The following is a 13,305-nucleotide window of genomic DNA, read 5'->3' on the forward strand; positions in this document are numbered from 1 at the left end:
CTGCTTGAAGCGCGGCGTGCGCTGCCTATAGCCGAGCCATGTCCGACGACGATCTGTTCGCCAATACCCCCGCCTCGAGCGGCGATTACGATGCCTCCTCGATCGAGGTGCTCGAAGGCCTTGAGCCCGTGCGCCGCCGGCCCGGCATGTACATCGGCGGCACCGACGACCGCGCGCTGCATCACCTTGCCGCCGAAGTGCTCGACAACGCGATGGACGAGGCGGTCGCCGGCCATGCGACCCGGATCGAGGTCGCGCTCGATGAAGGCAACCGGCTGACCATCGCCGACAACGGCCGCGGCATGCCGGTGGCCGAGCACCCCAAGTTCCCCGGCAAGTCGACCCTCGAGGTGATCCTCTCGATGCTGCACTCGGGCGGCAAGTTCTCAGGGAAAGCCTACGCCACCAGCGGCGGCCTCCACGGCGTGGGCGTGAGCGTGGTCAACGCCCTCTCCAGCCATACGCGGGTGGAAGTCGCGCGAGACCGCCAGCTCTATGCGCAAGAGTTTGCGCGCGGGGTGACCCTCGGCCCGCTGCAGGAGCTCGGCCCGACGCCCAACCGGCGCGGCACTACTGTCAGCTTCACGCCCGATGTCGAGATCTTCGGCGACCGCGAGTTCAGCGCCAAGCGGCTGTTCAAGCTCGCCCGATCGAAGGCCTACCTCTACGCCGGGGTCGAAATCCGCTGGAAGTGCGCGGCTTCGCTCGCGACCGACGACGTTCCGGCAGAGGCGGTGTTCAAGTTCCCCGGCGGCCTGTCCGATCACCTCGCCGAACAGATCGGCGGACGCGAATGCGTCACCGCCCAGCCCTTTGCCGGCACGCAGGACTTTTCCGACGATCAGGGCCGCGTGGAGTGGGCGATCGCCTGGCCGCTGTGGTCCGACGGATCGTACTCGTGGTATTGCAACACCGTGCCCACCCCCGACGGCGGCACGCACGAACAGGGCCTGCGCGCGGCGCTGACCAAGGGCCTGCGCGCGTTCGCCGAGCTGATTGGGCAGAAGAAGGCCAAAGACCTTTCCGCCGACGATGTGATCACCGGATCGGAGATCATGCTCAGCGTGTTCATCCGCGACCCGCAGTTCCAGAGCCAGACCAAGGACCGCCTCACTTCGCCCGAGGCTGCGCGTCTGGTCGAGAACGCGGTCCGCGACCACTTCGACCATTTCCTGACCGACAACATGGAGCGCGGCCGCGCGCTGCTCGGCTCGGTCATGGAGCGGATGGACGAGCGCCTGAAGCGCAAGGCCGAGCGCGAGATCAAGCGCAAGACCGCGACCAACGCCAAGAAGGTCCGCCTGCCGGGCAAGCTCACCGACTGCACCGGCGAGGGCGGCGGCGAGACCGAGCTGTTCATCGTCGAAGGCGACAGCGCCGGCGGCAGCGCCAAGCAGGCGCGCGACCGCAAGACGCAGGCGATCCTCCCAATCCGCGGCAAGATCCTCAATGTCGCCAGCGCCACCGCCGACAAAATCCGCGCTAACACCGAGATCGCCGACCTGACGCTGGCGATGGGCTGCGGCACCCGCAAGGACTGCAACGCCGATCAACTGCGGTACGACCGGATCGTCATCATGACCGACGCCGATGTCGACGGCGCGCACATCGCCACGCTGCTGATGACGTTTTTCTTCCAGGAAATGCCCGACGTGGTGAAGCGCGGGCACCTGTTCCTCGCCCAGCCCCCGCTCTACCGCCTGACCGCGGGCAAGGAGAGCGCTTATGCCCGCGACGACGCGCACCGCGCTGAGCTCGAAGCGACGCAGTTCAAGGGCAAGAAGGTCGAAGTCGCCCGATTCAAGGGCCTCGGCGAGATGAACCCGCAGCAGCTGCGCGAAACGACGATGAACCCGGCGAGCCGCAGCCTGATCCGCATCACCCTGCCGCCCGAGCACGAGCAGCGCTTCGCGATCCAGGAACTTGTGGACCAGCTGATGGGCCGCAACCCGGAGCACCGTTTCAACTTCATCCAGAACAACGCCGCCGAGTTCGACCGCGAGCTGATCGATGCCTGAGCGGAGGCTGGGCGCACGCGGATTGCTGCGGTTCGAGGGCAACCGCCCGGTCGTCTGGCTGCTCGCGCTCAGCGGCGGCCTGCTGGTGATCGCGATCACTGCCGCGGTGCTGGCGCTTAACTCGTTGACGCATACCAGCGAGCGGGTGGAGCACAGCCTGCGGGTGATCTCCTCGCTCAATCGCCTGATCACCTACAACGAACGGATCGAAACGGCGCGACGGGGCTATCTGATCGCGCCGCAAGCTGCATTCGTGAAGACGGTCCAGGAAGCGCAAAAGGACTTCGAGGGCGCGCTTACGGACGTGGAAAATCTGATCGATGACAATCCCGGTCAGATTTCGCGCATGGGCCAGATCAAGACCCTGGCTGCGCAACGCGACCCGGTGATCTCGGACACAATCCTGACCCCAGCGACCGTGACCGCGAGCGTGCAGGAAAACGGGTTCAGTTCAGAGCGCGGCGTGCTGATCACGCGGGCCATCCGCAGGGTCAGCAACCAGATGGTCGAGGTCGAGAACGACCTGCTGTTCCAGCGCAATCGCGCACAAACTGCCTCGCAAAGCCGGTTCTACGCGATCGGCGGCGCGGCGACGATGATGCTGTTGCTCACGCTGCTCACGGTCATCGTCCTCGTCCTGCGCTTCAATCGTGAACTCACGATCGCCCAGGCGCGGCTGAAGCGGGCGAACGAGGGGCTGGAAGACGCAGTCGAGGCGCGCACTTCCGAACTGACGCGCGCCAACCAGGAGATTCAGCGGTTCGCCTATATCGTCAGCCACGATCTGCGATCGCCGCTGGTCAATGTCCTCGGCTTCACCTCCGAACTCGATGAATCGCGCAAGACTATTCGCGCATTCCTCGAAACCCTGTTCGAGAAACATCCGGCGCTGAAGAACGAGGCGGCGTGGCTGGCAGCGGACGAAGACCTGCCCGAGGCGCTCGACTTCATCCGCAAGTCGACCGAAAAGATGGACCGGCTGATCAACTCGATCCTCGAACTGTCGCGACAGGGGCGCCGTGCCCTCAGCCCCGAGAAGCTCGACATGAACGCGCTGGCCGATGGGGTTGTCGCCTCGCTCCATCAGCGCGCAATCGATGCCGGCGCCGAGGTCATCGTGGAACCGATCCCGTCGCTCGAAAGCGACCGCATTGCGGTTGAGCAGATCCTGTCGAACCTGGTTGAGAATGCGCTGAAATATTTGAGTCCCAAACGCTCCGGGAAAGTGACCGTCAGCGGCCAGCGCGCCGGGCAAATGATCGAGATCGCCGTGCGCGACAACGGCCGCGGGATCGATCCGGCCGATCACCAACGGGTGTTCGACCTCTTCCGGCGCGCAGGGACGCAGGATCAACCCGGCGAAGGGATCGGCCTCGCCAACGTCCGCGCGCTGGCCTATCGGCTCGGCGGGACGATCTCGCTCGACTCCAAACTTGACGAAGGCGCAACATTCACGCTTTCGTTGCCCGAACGATCAATCGCAGTGGAAACAAACACATGAACGCCTCCCAGACCGTCGGCATCGTCATGATCGAGGACGACGAGGGCCACGCGCGCCTGATCGAGAAGAACATTCGCCGCGCCGGCATCCACAACGAGATCCGGCATTTCGCGGATGGCACGACTGCGCTCGATTACCTGATGAACGACCCCGCCGGCCCGACTCATGGCGGCCCGGTGCTGGTGCTGCTCGACCTCAACCTGCCGGACATGAGCGGCACCTCGATCCTCGAGAAGATCAAGGGTAACGCTCACCTTCACCGCACCCCGGTCGTGGTGCTCACCACCACCGACGACAAGGTCGAGATCCAGCGCTGCTACGACCTCGGCTGCAACGTCTACATCACCAAGCCGGTGAACTACGAAAGCTTCGCCGATGCGATCCGCCAGCTGGGCCTGTTCCTGGCGGTCATCCAGGTGCCTGAGGTCGACGCCCAATAACCGCGCCGCGGATCCTCTATGTCGACGATGACGACGCACTGCGCCGTCTGACTCAGCGCGCCCTCGGCCGGCGCGGCTTCGAGGTCGAGGTCGCTGAGAGCGCCGACACGGGCTTGGCGCGACTGCGCGACGAGCAGTTCGATCTGGTCGCCATCGATCACTACATGCCGGGCAAGAGCGGACTCGACCTGCTCGCCGAAATCGTTGCGCTCGAAGAGCATCCCCCGGTCGTGTTCGTGACCGGCAACGACGACACTGCCGTGGCGGTCAAGGCGCTCCATGCTGGTGCGCTCGATTTCGTGGTCAAAACGGTCGGCGACACCTTCTTCGATGTGCTCGACGGGCGTTTCCGGCAGGCCTTGTCACGCGACAAGCTGGAGCGCGACAAGCGCGCGGCCGAGGCGGAACTGCGGCTCGCTAACGAGCGCCTCGAGCTACTGGTGCGCGAGGTGCACCACCGGGTTTCGAACAGCTTGCAGATGGTGCTCAGCTTCGTCGCCATGCAGGCCAAGCAATCCGATGCGCCCGAAGTGCGCGCCGCGCTCGACGACATCCAGAACCGCATCAAGGCGATCAGCAAGGTTCACCAGCGGCTCTATACACGCGATGACCTGACGACGATCGACCTCGACGCCTATCTCGGCAACCTGGTCGAGGACTTGCGCGAGAGTCTGCCCGAGGCGGTGACGATCGAACTGGCATCCGAGGCGGTTATGGTTTCGCCCGATACCGCGGTGTCGGTCGGGGTGATCGTCAACGAGTTGGTCAGCAACGCCGCGAAGTATGCCTTCGGCCCGGGCCAGCGCGGCCAGATCACGGTGCGCCTCGAGTCCGAGCCGGCCGGCGGATTTGCGGTGACCGTCGAGGACAATGGCAGCGGCTTCGACACCGAAGATGCACCCGTCGGCACGGGTCTCGGCACACGCATCGTCGATGCCATTGCGCGCAGCCTGGGGACGAAAGTTCAGGTGATGGACAAAGCCGGCGGCACCGCGTTGCGCCTCAGTGTAAAGAGCGGGCGCTAGGCGCCCTCGGCTAGGTAACGCTCCGCCCACGCGGCGATCACCGACGCGGCGAAATCAGCGTCGGCCTGCTGCAACAGCAGGTGATCGGCGCCGGCCAGGCTGATGAAGCTCTTGGGATGCTTGGCCGCCTCGAACAGGCGGGCGGCGTTTTCGATTCCCACCAACTCGTCGGTCGGCGAGTGCAGGATCATCAGCGGGCGACCCAAGTCTCCGACTTCAGCGGCCAGGTCGACATCGCGCAGGTGCGCCACGAATTCCCGCGTGATCTCGAATGAGCGCCCGCCAACAGTGACCGGGCCGCGCCCGCCGCGCTCAATCGCGGCGAGGTCGCCGTGCACCTGGCGCAACACATGCTCCACGCTGGCGGGCGCGCCGATGGTCGCCACCGCGGCCACCTCGGCGATCTCGCCCGCTGCGGCGAGCACCGCCGCGCCGCCCAGGCTGTGCCCGACGAGCAGCACGCCGGGACCGAAGCGACCGATCAACCAGTGGGCCGCGGCGGTGACGTCGGCGACGTCGGCCGGAAAGCTGTCGGCGCCGAAATCACCCTCGCTCTCGCCCAAGCCGCGAAAGTCGAACCGCAGGCACGCGACGCCCCGATCCGCCAGTTCGCGACTGACCGCGACTGCCGCTTTGCTCTGGCGGGTGCAGGTGAAGCAATGCGCGAACAAAGCCGCGCCACGCCGCTCTCCAACAGGCGATTCGAGCGTGGCGGCGAGCGCGGGACCGTCAGCGCGCGTAATGCGGATCGACTCGCTGGACATCGTCCGGTGCCGTGCCACAAATCGTGCGGCCACGTGAGTGCCCGCGAGGAGACCGACCTGAATGCTGTACCGTTTCGCTATGCCGCTGGCCCTGCTCGCGGCTCCTCTGGCAGCGGAGCCCGTTGCTCCAGCCCCGACCGAGGCGCCCGCGCCGTCCCCCGCGCTTGAGAAAGCGGGCGAAGGCGTGGCAGCGGTGCTGAAGGGCACGACGCCGGCGGAGGAGGTGTTTGCGCCGCAGTTTCTCGCCGCGGTATCGCCCACACAGCTCAAGGCGCTGGTTGATCAGATCGCGGCACAGTTCGGCCCCTTCGAGGGGCTGGAGAAGGTTACGGCCGCCGCCCCGGACCGCGGGACGATTGCGCTGCGCTTTGAGAAGGCGATCTATAGCGGTCCATTCGCCGTCCAACCAGACGGAAAGGTCGGCGGGCTTCTACTCAATGATTACAAACCGCTGGGCGACGACAGCACGGCAATCGAGCGCGATCTCGCCGCGCTGCCGGGCAAGGTCAGTGTCCTTTATGCGCCGCTCGACGGCGGCACGCCGCGCATCGCGGTCAACGCAGATCAGCAGTTCGCGATCGGCTCGACGTTCAAGCTCTACGTGCTGGCCATGCTCGCCCGACAGGTCGAAGCGGGCATGCGCCGTTGGGAGGACGTCGTGCGCATCGATGACGTGCGTTCGCTCCCCAGCGGACAGATGCAGGACTGGCCGAAGAACGCGCCAGTCACGCTGCAGACGCTCGCGACGATGATGATCTCGATCAGCGACAACACCGCGACCGACCAGCTCATCCACCTGCTCGGCCGCGAGACCCTTGCCGAGGAAGTGCGTGACAGCGGCCACTCCGCACCCGACCGGATGCTGCCGCTGCTGACCACCCGCGAGATGTTCGCGCTCAAGGCCGATGCCGGGCGAGGGTCTGCCTATGCTGCCGCGCCGGAAGCGCAGCAGCACGTTGCGCTCGAAGCGCTGGCGCAGGAGATCACCGCGGACCCGTCAGCGATCACCGCACCGGCGTTTACCAGCCCGACCCTGATCGACGGCGTTGAGTGGTTCGCGAGCGCCGAGGATCTGCGCAAAGTCCTGCGCCAGATCGCTCAGCTGAAGGACCCGACCGCGCGCAACATCCTCGCGGTCAGCCCGTCGATCCCCGCGGCGCGGCGCAAGGACTGGGCGTACGCAGGCTACAAGGGCGGATCGGAGCCGGGCGTGCTCAACCTCACCTGGCTGCTGCAGAAGCCCGACGGCGCCTGGTGGGTTCTGGCGATCAGCTGGAACGATCCAGCTAAGCTGGTCGACAGCGCACCGCTCGAAATCCTCGCCCAACGAATCCTGGCCTTGCCCTGACCCGGCAACCCGCTTACGCTTACGTAAAGCGCTAAAGGAAAACCGGGTATGGTCGATCGTTTCGAGGGCACCAGCAACTACATCGCGACCGAGGATTTGAAGGTCGCCGTGAACGCGGCGGTTACTTTGCGGCGGCCGTTGTTGGTTAAGGGGGAGCCGGGGACCGGCAAGACCGTGCTCGCCTACGAAATCGCCAAGGCGATCGATGCGCCGTTGATCGAGTGGAACGTGAAGTCGACCACCAAGGCGCACCAGGGCCTTTACGAATACGATGCGGTCGCGCGGCTGCGCGACGGCCAGCTGGGCGACGAGCGGGTCCACGACATTCGCAACTATATCAAGCGTGGCAAGCTGTGGGATGCATTCACCTCGGAACGGCTGCCCGTCCTGCTGATCGACGAGATCGACAAGGCGGACATCGAGTTTCCCAACGACCTGCTGCAGGAACTCGATCGCATGCGGTTCGACGTGTACGAGACGCAGGAGACGATCGCCGCGCAGGAACGCCCGATCGTGGTGATCACCTCGAACAACGAGAAGGAGCTGCCCGACGCCTTCCTGCGCCGCTGCTTCTTCCACTACATCAAGTTCCCCGACCGCGACACGATGCGCGACATCATCGAGGTGCACTACCCCGGCATCCAGAAGGTGCTCGTCACCAAGGCGATGGACGTGTTCTACGAGATCCGCGAAGTGCCGGGCCTCAAGAAAAAACCCTCGACCAGCGAGCTGCTCGACTGGCTCAAGCTGCTGCTCAACGAGGACATGCCGCTCGATGTGCTGCAGGACCGCGACCCGACCAAGGCGATCCCGCCGCTCCACGGCGCACTGCTCAAGAACGAGCAGGACGTGATGCTGTTTGAACGCCTCGCCTTCATGGCGCGGCGCCCCGGGGCCTGACGCCCGGTGCTGCGCGCTGGCTGGGGAAGCTGGCGCGCATGCCTGCTGTGGGGCATCGCGACCGCGATCGTCTCGCAGAGCTTTGCCTTCTTCATGCCCGCCGAGCTGGCGCACCCGATCCCGGGCGCCTCGATCACCAATCCGGTCCTCGCGTTCGAGTTCGCCCGCACGCCCGCGCATCTCGACGCCGTGTTCGGCCTGCCCGGTGACCCGCTGCGTGCCGGACGCATTGCTGGCATGTTCCAGGGCAACGTGTTCGATTACCTGTTCATGGTCGTCTACGGGTCGTTCGTGCTCGCGTTTTTCGGCGCGAGCGCGAAGGCAACAGGCGATCCGCGCTGGTGGTGGGCCGGATGGCTCGGCCCGCTGGCTGCGGTATCGGATGCGATCGAGAATGCGCTGCTGCTGTCGATCAACGCGGACATGGCCTCGCCGGAACCGGAGCTCGCGGCCCTGCCCTACTTCGTCTGGATCAAGTTCATCGCACTGGCGATCGCCTGCGGATTCGCGGCGTGGGCGATGGTGCGCCAGCGCGCTTGGCTGCCGGCGATCCTGGTGTTTCCGCCCGCGGTGGCGATCTGGGTGGGAGCAGCCGCGCCCTATCGCTACGGAGAGGCGGCGATTTTTACGATCTTCATCGCCTGGGTGGTGATGCTTGCGTTCGCCGCTTGGCAGGCCTGGCGCGAGCGACGCCTAGCATAGGTGGATGTGCCGCTACGAAAACCGTGCTAGCTGTCCTCGGTAGAGGGTCACTAAGGCCCCGGTCGCAGGGAGAAATTGCCGATGGGGGACGGGCGCAAGGACAGCCGCCAGCCGATCGAGGTGTGGGGACACTACCGCACTTCGTCGGGCGGCAAGCGTGACGTGCCTATCAAGGACCTGTCGGAGACGGGCTGCCGGTTTTACGACAAGTTCTCCAGCCTGATGCCGGGTGCCGAGATCACGCTCAGGATCGAAACGCTAGGGCCCTTCCCCGCCACCGTGCGGTGGCAGGACGGCGGCTATGTCGGGGTCGAGTTCCAGCATCGCCTGTACGGCCCGATGTTCGACCACATCGTCCAGCGCCTCAGCGGCGCCTCGCGCCTCTAGTTTACAGGACGTAGGCGAGTTCGAAGTCGCCCCAGCGGCGGCCGTCGATGACCAGCGGAACGTAGACGTTGCGCACGATCTCGTAGGTCCGCCCGTCGCCCTCCTGGCGATAGACCGCCATCATGTAGGGATCGCTGCTGGCCTTGGCCTTGCGGTCGATCGCGTCGAGCAAGATGCGGCCGTTGCGGCAGTACTTGGTATCGTGCGCGAGGTCGCCGGTCGGGGCGCGCGAGCGATCGGTGATGTGGGTCGGCAGGAAGCCCTGCATGTCGGCTTGCGAGCACATCTTGACCGCCCCGCCCTCGGCCACGACGCGGTCGTTGACCGGGCGCCAGTTGCCGTCCGCCCAGTCGCTGAGCGACGTGCGGAAGCGCTTGGGGTTGCTGCCCGGCACTTCGCGGTAGGCAGTGTCGAACAGCGCTGATGGCGTCAGCTTGCCTTCGCGGAGCGCGCTCTCGGCGCGCTCGACGATCTCGCGGGCGAAGCCTTGCGCCTTGTCGACCATCGCGCTGTCAGCGGGCGAGAGGCCGGCCTTGACGATCTCGTCGAACATCGCGCTGGCGGTGAGTTCGAGCTGCTCGATCCGGCTGTGCGCCGCCGACAGCTTGCTCTCGTTCTCGATCGCAGCACGGTCGAACGAATCGAGCACCGTCTGCACCGCGTGGACATGGTTGCTGATGGTGGCGGTCGCGCGCGTGATCTGGTCGTTCTGGCCGTCGACCTCGACGATCAGCTCGTTGACCGTGCGCATGGTGTGATGGATCTGCCCGACCGAGGCCTTGGCCGCGCCGCTCTCGCGCGCGCCGCGCTCGATCTTGGCGATCACTTCGTCGGCTTCCTGGCCCAGCGTATCGATCGTACGCCCGATTTCCTCGGTCGCGCGGCGGGTGTCGTTGGCGAGGCTCTTCACCTCGCTCGCGACGACCGCAAAGGTGCGGCCCGCGTCCCCTGCCCGCATCGCTTCGATGGTGGCGTTGAGGGCGAGGATGTTGGTCGTCTCGGCGATCTGGTCGATCTCCTGCGCGCTGCGGCGCACCTGCGCCATCGCCGCGGCGAAGCCGGTGACGTGGCTGGTCAGCGTCTCGACGAGCTCGAGCAGGCCGGTGATCTGGTCGAGCGAGGACTGGATCAGGCTGGACCCTTCGCCGAGCCGCTCGATCGCGCGTTCGGACAGCAAGCGCGCCTCGTCGCTCGCCTGCGCGACCTTCATCTGGTCGGTCTCGAGCCCGGCGACGGTTTCCTGCAGCGCCGAGTGCTCCGCGCGCAGCTTCTCGCTCGACACCATCACCGCGTGGATGATGCCGGCAACGTCGGTGCAACCGACCGTAACCTCTCCGCACGAGGCGGAGATGCGGTCGATCCCCCGACCGGCCGCGACGTCGATTGCTGCGTGTTCCATGCTTGCTGCGAGAGCCCCCGTTTATCTTGCACGCCGGAATAGGCGGCGGATGGTTAGCGAAGGTTTAAGGTCGCGGCGGTGGCTCATCTCGGCGCACAAATGATTCAACCTGCTGTGGCTACCGGCGGCCGAGAAGCCGGAGCGCGCACCTCCTGAACCGGCCGCTAGCGACCCGCTGGCGCCGCTTTCGAAATAGGAGTATGCTCCGGCCATGTTCTTCAACTTCGTCGACGAGCTCCGCAGCGCCGGCATTCCGGCCAGCTTCAAGGAACACCTCACGCTGCTTGAGGCGCTCGAAAAGGATGTCATCGAGCAGACCCCCGAGGCGTTCTACTACCTGTCCCGCGCGACCTTCGTGAAGGACGAAGGGTTGATCGACCGGTTCGACCAGGTGTTCCAGAAGGTGTTCAAGGGAATCCTGACCGACTACGGCCAGCAGAAGGTCGATATCCCGGAAGATTGGTTGAAGGCGGTCGCCGAGAAGTTCCTCACGCCCGAGGAGATGGAGGCGATCAAGTCCCTCGGATCGTGGGACGAGATCATGGAGACGCTCAAGAAGCGCCTCGAGGAGCAGGAAAAGCGCCATCAGGGCGGCAACAAGTGGATCGGCACCGGCGGCACCAGCCCCTTCGGCAACGGCGGCTACAACCCCGAAGGCGTGCGCATCGGCGGCGAGAGCAAGCACAAGCGCGCGCTCAAGGTCTGGGAAAAGCGCGAGTTCAAGAACCTCGACAACACCCGCGAGCTCGGCACCCGCAACATCAAGATGGCGCTGCGCCGCCTGCGCCGCTTCGCCCGCGAGGGCGCGCAGGACGAGCTCGACATCGACGCGACGATCGAGGGCACCGCCAAGCAGGGCTGGCTCGACATCCACATGCGCGCCGAGCGGCACAATGCGGTGAAACTGCTCCTGTTCCTCGACGTCGGCGGCTCGATGGACCCGTTCATCAAGCTGGTCGAGGAGCTGTTCAGCGCCGCCACTGCGGAGTTCAAGAACCTCGAGTTCTTCTACTTCCACAACTGCCTCTACGAAGGCGTTTGGAAGGACAACCGCCGCCGCTGGGCCGAGCGGACCAAGACCTGGGATGTGCTCCACAAGTACGGCCACGACTACAAGATCGTGTTCGTCGGCGACGCGGCGATGAGCCCGTACGAGATCACCCATCCCGGCGGCAGCGTCGAGCACATGAACGAGGAAGCCGGCGCGACCTGGCTGCACCGCGTGACCAACACCTATCCCGCGACCGTGTGGCTGAACCCGGTGCCGGAACAGCAGTGGGGCTATTCGCAGTCGACCAAGCTGATCAAGCAGCTGGTCAACGACCGCATGTACCCGCTGACCCTCGACGGCCTCGACGACGCAATGCGCGAGTTGAGCCGCAAGCAGGGTTGAGGTAAGTTCGGCGCAGAGGAGTCGGTGCCATGCGGTTGATTATCCTGCCCCTTTGCTTCGTCGCGCTGACCGGCGCGGTGCCCGCGCCGGAGGTTTCACAAGGCAAATCGGCGATAATGCCGGCCTACACCGTGCCGCCGCAGCGCTGGACCAGCGTGGATGAGGCGCTTGCCCCGCAGAACTGCCGCGATCGAATCCAGCAGGTGCGCGATGCGTCGGGGCAGCCGGTGCTAGACAAAACGCCGGCGACTGCGGGCGAAGGCTATCTGATCAACGCAGTCGACATGCGGGTCGACGGCTGCGCGGTGATGCAGATGAAGGGCAACGTAAACGACCTGCGCCCGCTGCCGGTGACCGAGGGTCCGGCGCGGTTGCAGCCGGCGCGCTGAGCAACACTCAGACACCGTCATCCCGGGCTTGACCCGGGATCGTGCTTTTCTTGTTGCGACATCGGCAAGGCAGCCTGACCCCGGCTCAAGGCCGGGGTGACGTTGAGTTGTGGAGAGCGGGGAGCGCAGCCTCGGGCATGCGCTGGTACACAAGTGGCGGAATACGGATCGCGTCGACTTACCCATAGCGCCACACGCCCGGCGGTCCTAAAGGCGCTCCCGCGATGGACACCCAGCTAGCAATCATCTGCATCCTGACGTTCGGGATCAATCTGATCGGCACGCTCGCCTACGCGGCGCGTATCGCTGGGGTGCGTACGCGGCGGATCGCGATGAGCTTTGCGCTGTTCAACGTGCTGGTGCTGGTCAGCCGCACCGCCAACGGCTTCCTGGGGCCGTTCCTTGCCAAGCGGATCGAGAGCCGGCTCATCACCGGCGGCGGCCACCAACTGGCGGACGATTTCCGCATGGTGCTGGGCAGCGCGTCGCTCGCAGTGTTCATCGGCATCCTGCTGGTGCCGACCGGCCAGCGGCTGTTCGCGCGGGCGATTGGACATTTCCAGCGCCACCGTTCGACCGGCAAGCTGATCCTGCGCTCGGCCACCCCGTCGGGCCTGCGCACCGTGCGAGAGGAAGTCTCGCTGCCGGCGCGCGGTCACCTGAAGGCGCTGAGGAAGCCGCTCGGCGTGTCGTGGACCGTGCTCGCCGGCAACGCGATGGCGCAGGCGCTGCTGACCGTCGGCGTGGTCGCCTCACTCTACGCCGGCTATCTCGCGCCCGAGTTCCGGGTGACCGCGAGCCAGCTTTCGGCGGTCATCAACGGCTTTGCCACCATCCTGCTGTTTGCGCTGATCGACCCGCAGCTATCGGTGATGACCGATGACGTGGTCGAAGGCCGCATCGACGAGCCGCTGTTCCGCCGCACGATCGTGTGGATCAGCTTCAGCCGCCTGGTGGGCACGTTGATCGCGCAGGCCTTCTTCGTCCCCGCCGCCGCGCTGGTCGCGTGGATCGCGGTGCACGCTTAGGTTTTCTGCCC

13 protein-coding genes are annotated in these 13,305 nt (G+C 65.8%); 11 read left to right on the forward strand and 2 right to left on the reverse strand.

All coding sequences use genetic code 11. The features are described 5' to 3' along the window. The first annotated feature begins 38 nt into the window (after positions 1-38). The 4 genes from parE to ELY12_RS02205 are packed head-to-tail and all read left to right on the forward strand — an operon-like array spanning position 39 to position 4,984. On the forward strand, positions 39-2,018 hold the full coding sequence (gene parE, locus ELY12_RS02190; protein ID WP_126175058.1) for a DNA topoisomerase IV subunit B: 1,980 nt from the start codon (positions 39-41) through the stop codon (positions 2,016-2,018). Next, positions 2,011-3,519, forward strand: a complete 1,509-nt coding sequence (locus tag ELY12_RS02195; RefSeq protein WP_126175059.1) for a sensor histidine kinase — start codon at positions 2,011-2,013, stop codon at positions 3,517-3,519. Before parE ends, ELY12_RS02195 begins: the two co-directional genes overlap by 8 nt. Beyond that, the gene (locus ELY12_RS02200) at positions 3,516-3,959 is read left to right on the forward strand and encodes a response regulator (protein ID WP_126175060.1); all 444 of its coding nucleotides are present in this window, start codon (positions 3,516-3,518) and stop codon (positions 3,957-3,959) included. Before ELY12_RS02195 ends, ELY12_RS02200 begins: the two co-directional genes overlap by 4 nt. A gap of 11 nt (positions 3,960-3,970) precedes the next feature. Next, complete coding sequence (locus ELY12_RS02205; RefSeq protein ID WP_277600234.1) at positions 3,971-4,984, forward strand: sensor histidine kinase; 1,014 nt, start codon at positions 3,971-3,973, stop codon at positions 4,982-4,984. On the opposite strand, the gene ELY12_RS02210 is transcribed toward ELY12_RS02205, so the two are convergent. Further along, positions 4,981-5,748 (reverse strand): alpha/beta hydrolase family protein, encoded by a 768-nt coding sequence (locus tag ELY12_RS02210; protein WP_126175062.1) that lies wholly within the window; start codon positions 5,746-5,748, stop codon positions 4,981-4,983. The two genes, ELY12_RS02205 and ELY12_RS02210, sit on opposite strands and share 4 nt — an antisense overlap. A gap of 61 nt (positions 5,749-5,809) precedes the next feature. On the opposite strand from ELY12_RS02210, the gene ELY12_RS02215 reads away from it, so the two are divergent. The 4 genes from ELY12_RS02215 (at position 5,810) to ELY12_RS02230 (ending at position 9,085) form a co-directional block, all read left to right on the forward strand. Beyond that, positions 5,810-7,096 carry a serine hydrolase gene (locus ELY12_RS02215; RefSeq protein ID WP_126175063.1) on the forward strand — a complete coding sequence of 429 codons (1,287 nt, stop codon included), beginning with the start codon at positions 5,810-5,812 and terminating at the stop codon, positions 7,094-7,096. A gap of 48 nt (positions 7,097-7,144) precedes the next feature. Beyond that, positions 7,145-7,996: an AAA family ATPase gene (locus ELY12_RS02220; protein ID WP_126175064.1), complete on the forward strand. Its 852-nt coding sequence runs from the start codon at positions 7,145-7,147 to the stop codon at positions 7,994-7,996. Between the two features lie 6 nt (positions 7,997-8,002). Next, positions 8,003-8,698: a hypothetical protein gene (locus ELY12_RS02225; protein WP_126175065.1), complete on the forward strand. Its 696-nt coding sequence runs from the start codon at positions 8,003-8,005 to the stop codon at positions 8,696-8,698. Between the two features lie 81 nt (positions 8,699-8,779). Beyond that, on the forward strand, positions 8,780-9,085 hold the full coding sequence (locus tag ELY12_RS02230; RefSeq protein WP_126175066.1) for a PilZ domain-containing protein: 306 nt from the start codon (positions 8,780-8,782) through the stop codon (positions 9,083-9,085). Position 9,086: 1 nt separating this feature from the next. On the opposite strand, the gene ELY12_RS02235 is transcribed toward ELY12_RS02230, so the two are convergent. After that, a complete protein-coding gene (locus ELY12_RS02235) occupies positions 9,087-10,484 on the reverse strand; it encodes a methyl-accepting chemotaxis protein (protein ID WP_126175067.1) in 1,398 nt (465 codons plus the stop codon). Between the two features lie 211 nt (positions 10,485-10,695). Here ELY12_RS02235 and ELY12_RS02240 point away from each other — a divergent pair, with 211 nt between their 5' ends. From ELY12_RS02240 to ELY12_RS02250, 3 genes are all read left to right on the forward strand, one after another. Continuing rightward, complete coding sequence (locus ELY12_RS02240; protein WP_126175068.1) at positions 10,696-11,877, forward strand: vWA domain-containing protein; 1,182 nt, start codon at positions 10,696-10,698, stop codon at positions 11,875-11,877. A 29-nt stretch (positions 11,878-11,906) separates the two neighbouring features. Beyond that, entirely contained in the window at positions 11,907-12,266 is a 360-nt protein-coding gene (locus ELY12_RS02245) for a hypothetical protein (protein ID WP_126175069.1), read from the forward strand. A gap of 224 nt (positions 12,267-12,490) precedes the next feature. Beyond that, positions 12,491-13,294, forward strand: a complete 804-nt coding sequence (locus tag ELY12_RS02250) for a lipid II flippase Amj family protein (protein WP_126175070.1) — start codon at positions 12,491-12,493, stop codon at positions 13,292-13,294. Positions 13,295-13,305 lie beyond the last annotated feature (11 nt).

Source organism: Tsuneonella rigui, from assembly GCF_003958625.1.
In the GTDB taxonomy this organism is placed as follows: Bacteria; Pseudomonadota; Alphaproteobacteria; order Sphingomonadales; family Sphingomonadaceae; genus Tsuneonella; species Tsuneonella rigui.

Excerpts from the sequence above, each read along its gene's own strand:
- ELY12_RS02240 (WP_126175068.1), top strand. The coding sequence starts at position 10,696 with ATGTTCTTCAACTTCGTCGACGAGCTCCGCAGCGCCGGCATTCCGGCC.
- ELY12_RS02195 (WP_126175059.1), top strand. The coding sequence starts at position 2,011 with ATGCCTGAGCGGAGGCTGGGCGCACGCGGATTGCTGCGGTTCGAGGGC.
- ELY12_RS02230 (WP_126175066.1), top strand. The coding sequence starts at position 8,780 with ATGGGGGACGGGCGCAAGGACAGCCGCCAGCCGATCGAGGTGTGGGGA.
- ELY12_RS02210 (WP_126175062.1), bottom strand. The coding sequence starts at position 5,748 with ATGTCCAGCGAGTCGATCCGCATTACGCGCGCTGACGGTCCCGCGCTC.
- ELY12_RS02215 (WP_126175063.1), top strand. The coding sequence starts at position 5,810 with ATGCTGTACCGTTTCGCTATGCCGCTGGCCCTGCTCGCGGCTCCTCTG.
- ELY12_RS02235 (WP_126175067.1), bottom strand. The coding sequence starts at position 10,484 with ATGGAACACGCAGCAATCGACGTCGCGGCCGGTCGGGGGATCGACCGC.
- ELY12_RS02200 (WP_126175060.1), top strand. The coding sequence starts at position 3,516 with ATGAACGCCTCCCAGACCGTCGGCATCGTCATGATCGAGGACGACGAG.
- parE (WP_126175058.1), top strand. The coding sequence starts at position 39 with ATGTCCGACGACGATCTGTTCGCCAATACCCCCGCCTCGAGCGGCGAT.
- ELY12_RS02220 (WP_126175064.1), top strand. The coding sequence starts at position 7,145 with ATGGTCGATCGTTTCGAGGGCACCAGCAACTACATCGCGACCGAGGAT.
- ELY12_RS02245 (WP_126175069.1), top strand. The coding sequence starts at position 11,907 with ATGCGGTTGATTATCCTGCCCCTTTGCTTCGTCGCGCTGACCGGCGCG.
- ELY12_RS02250 (WP_126175070.1), top strand. The coding sequence starts at position 12,491 with ATGGACACCCAGCTAGCAATCATCTGCATCCTGACGTTCGGGATCAAT.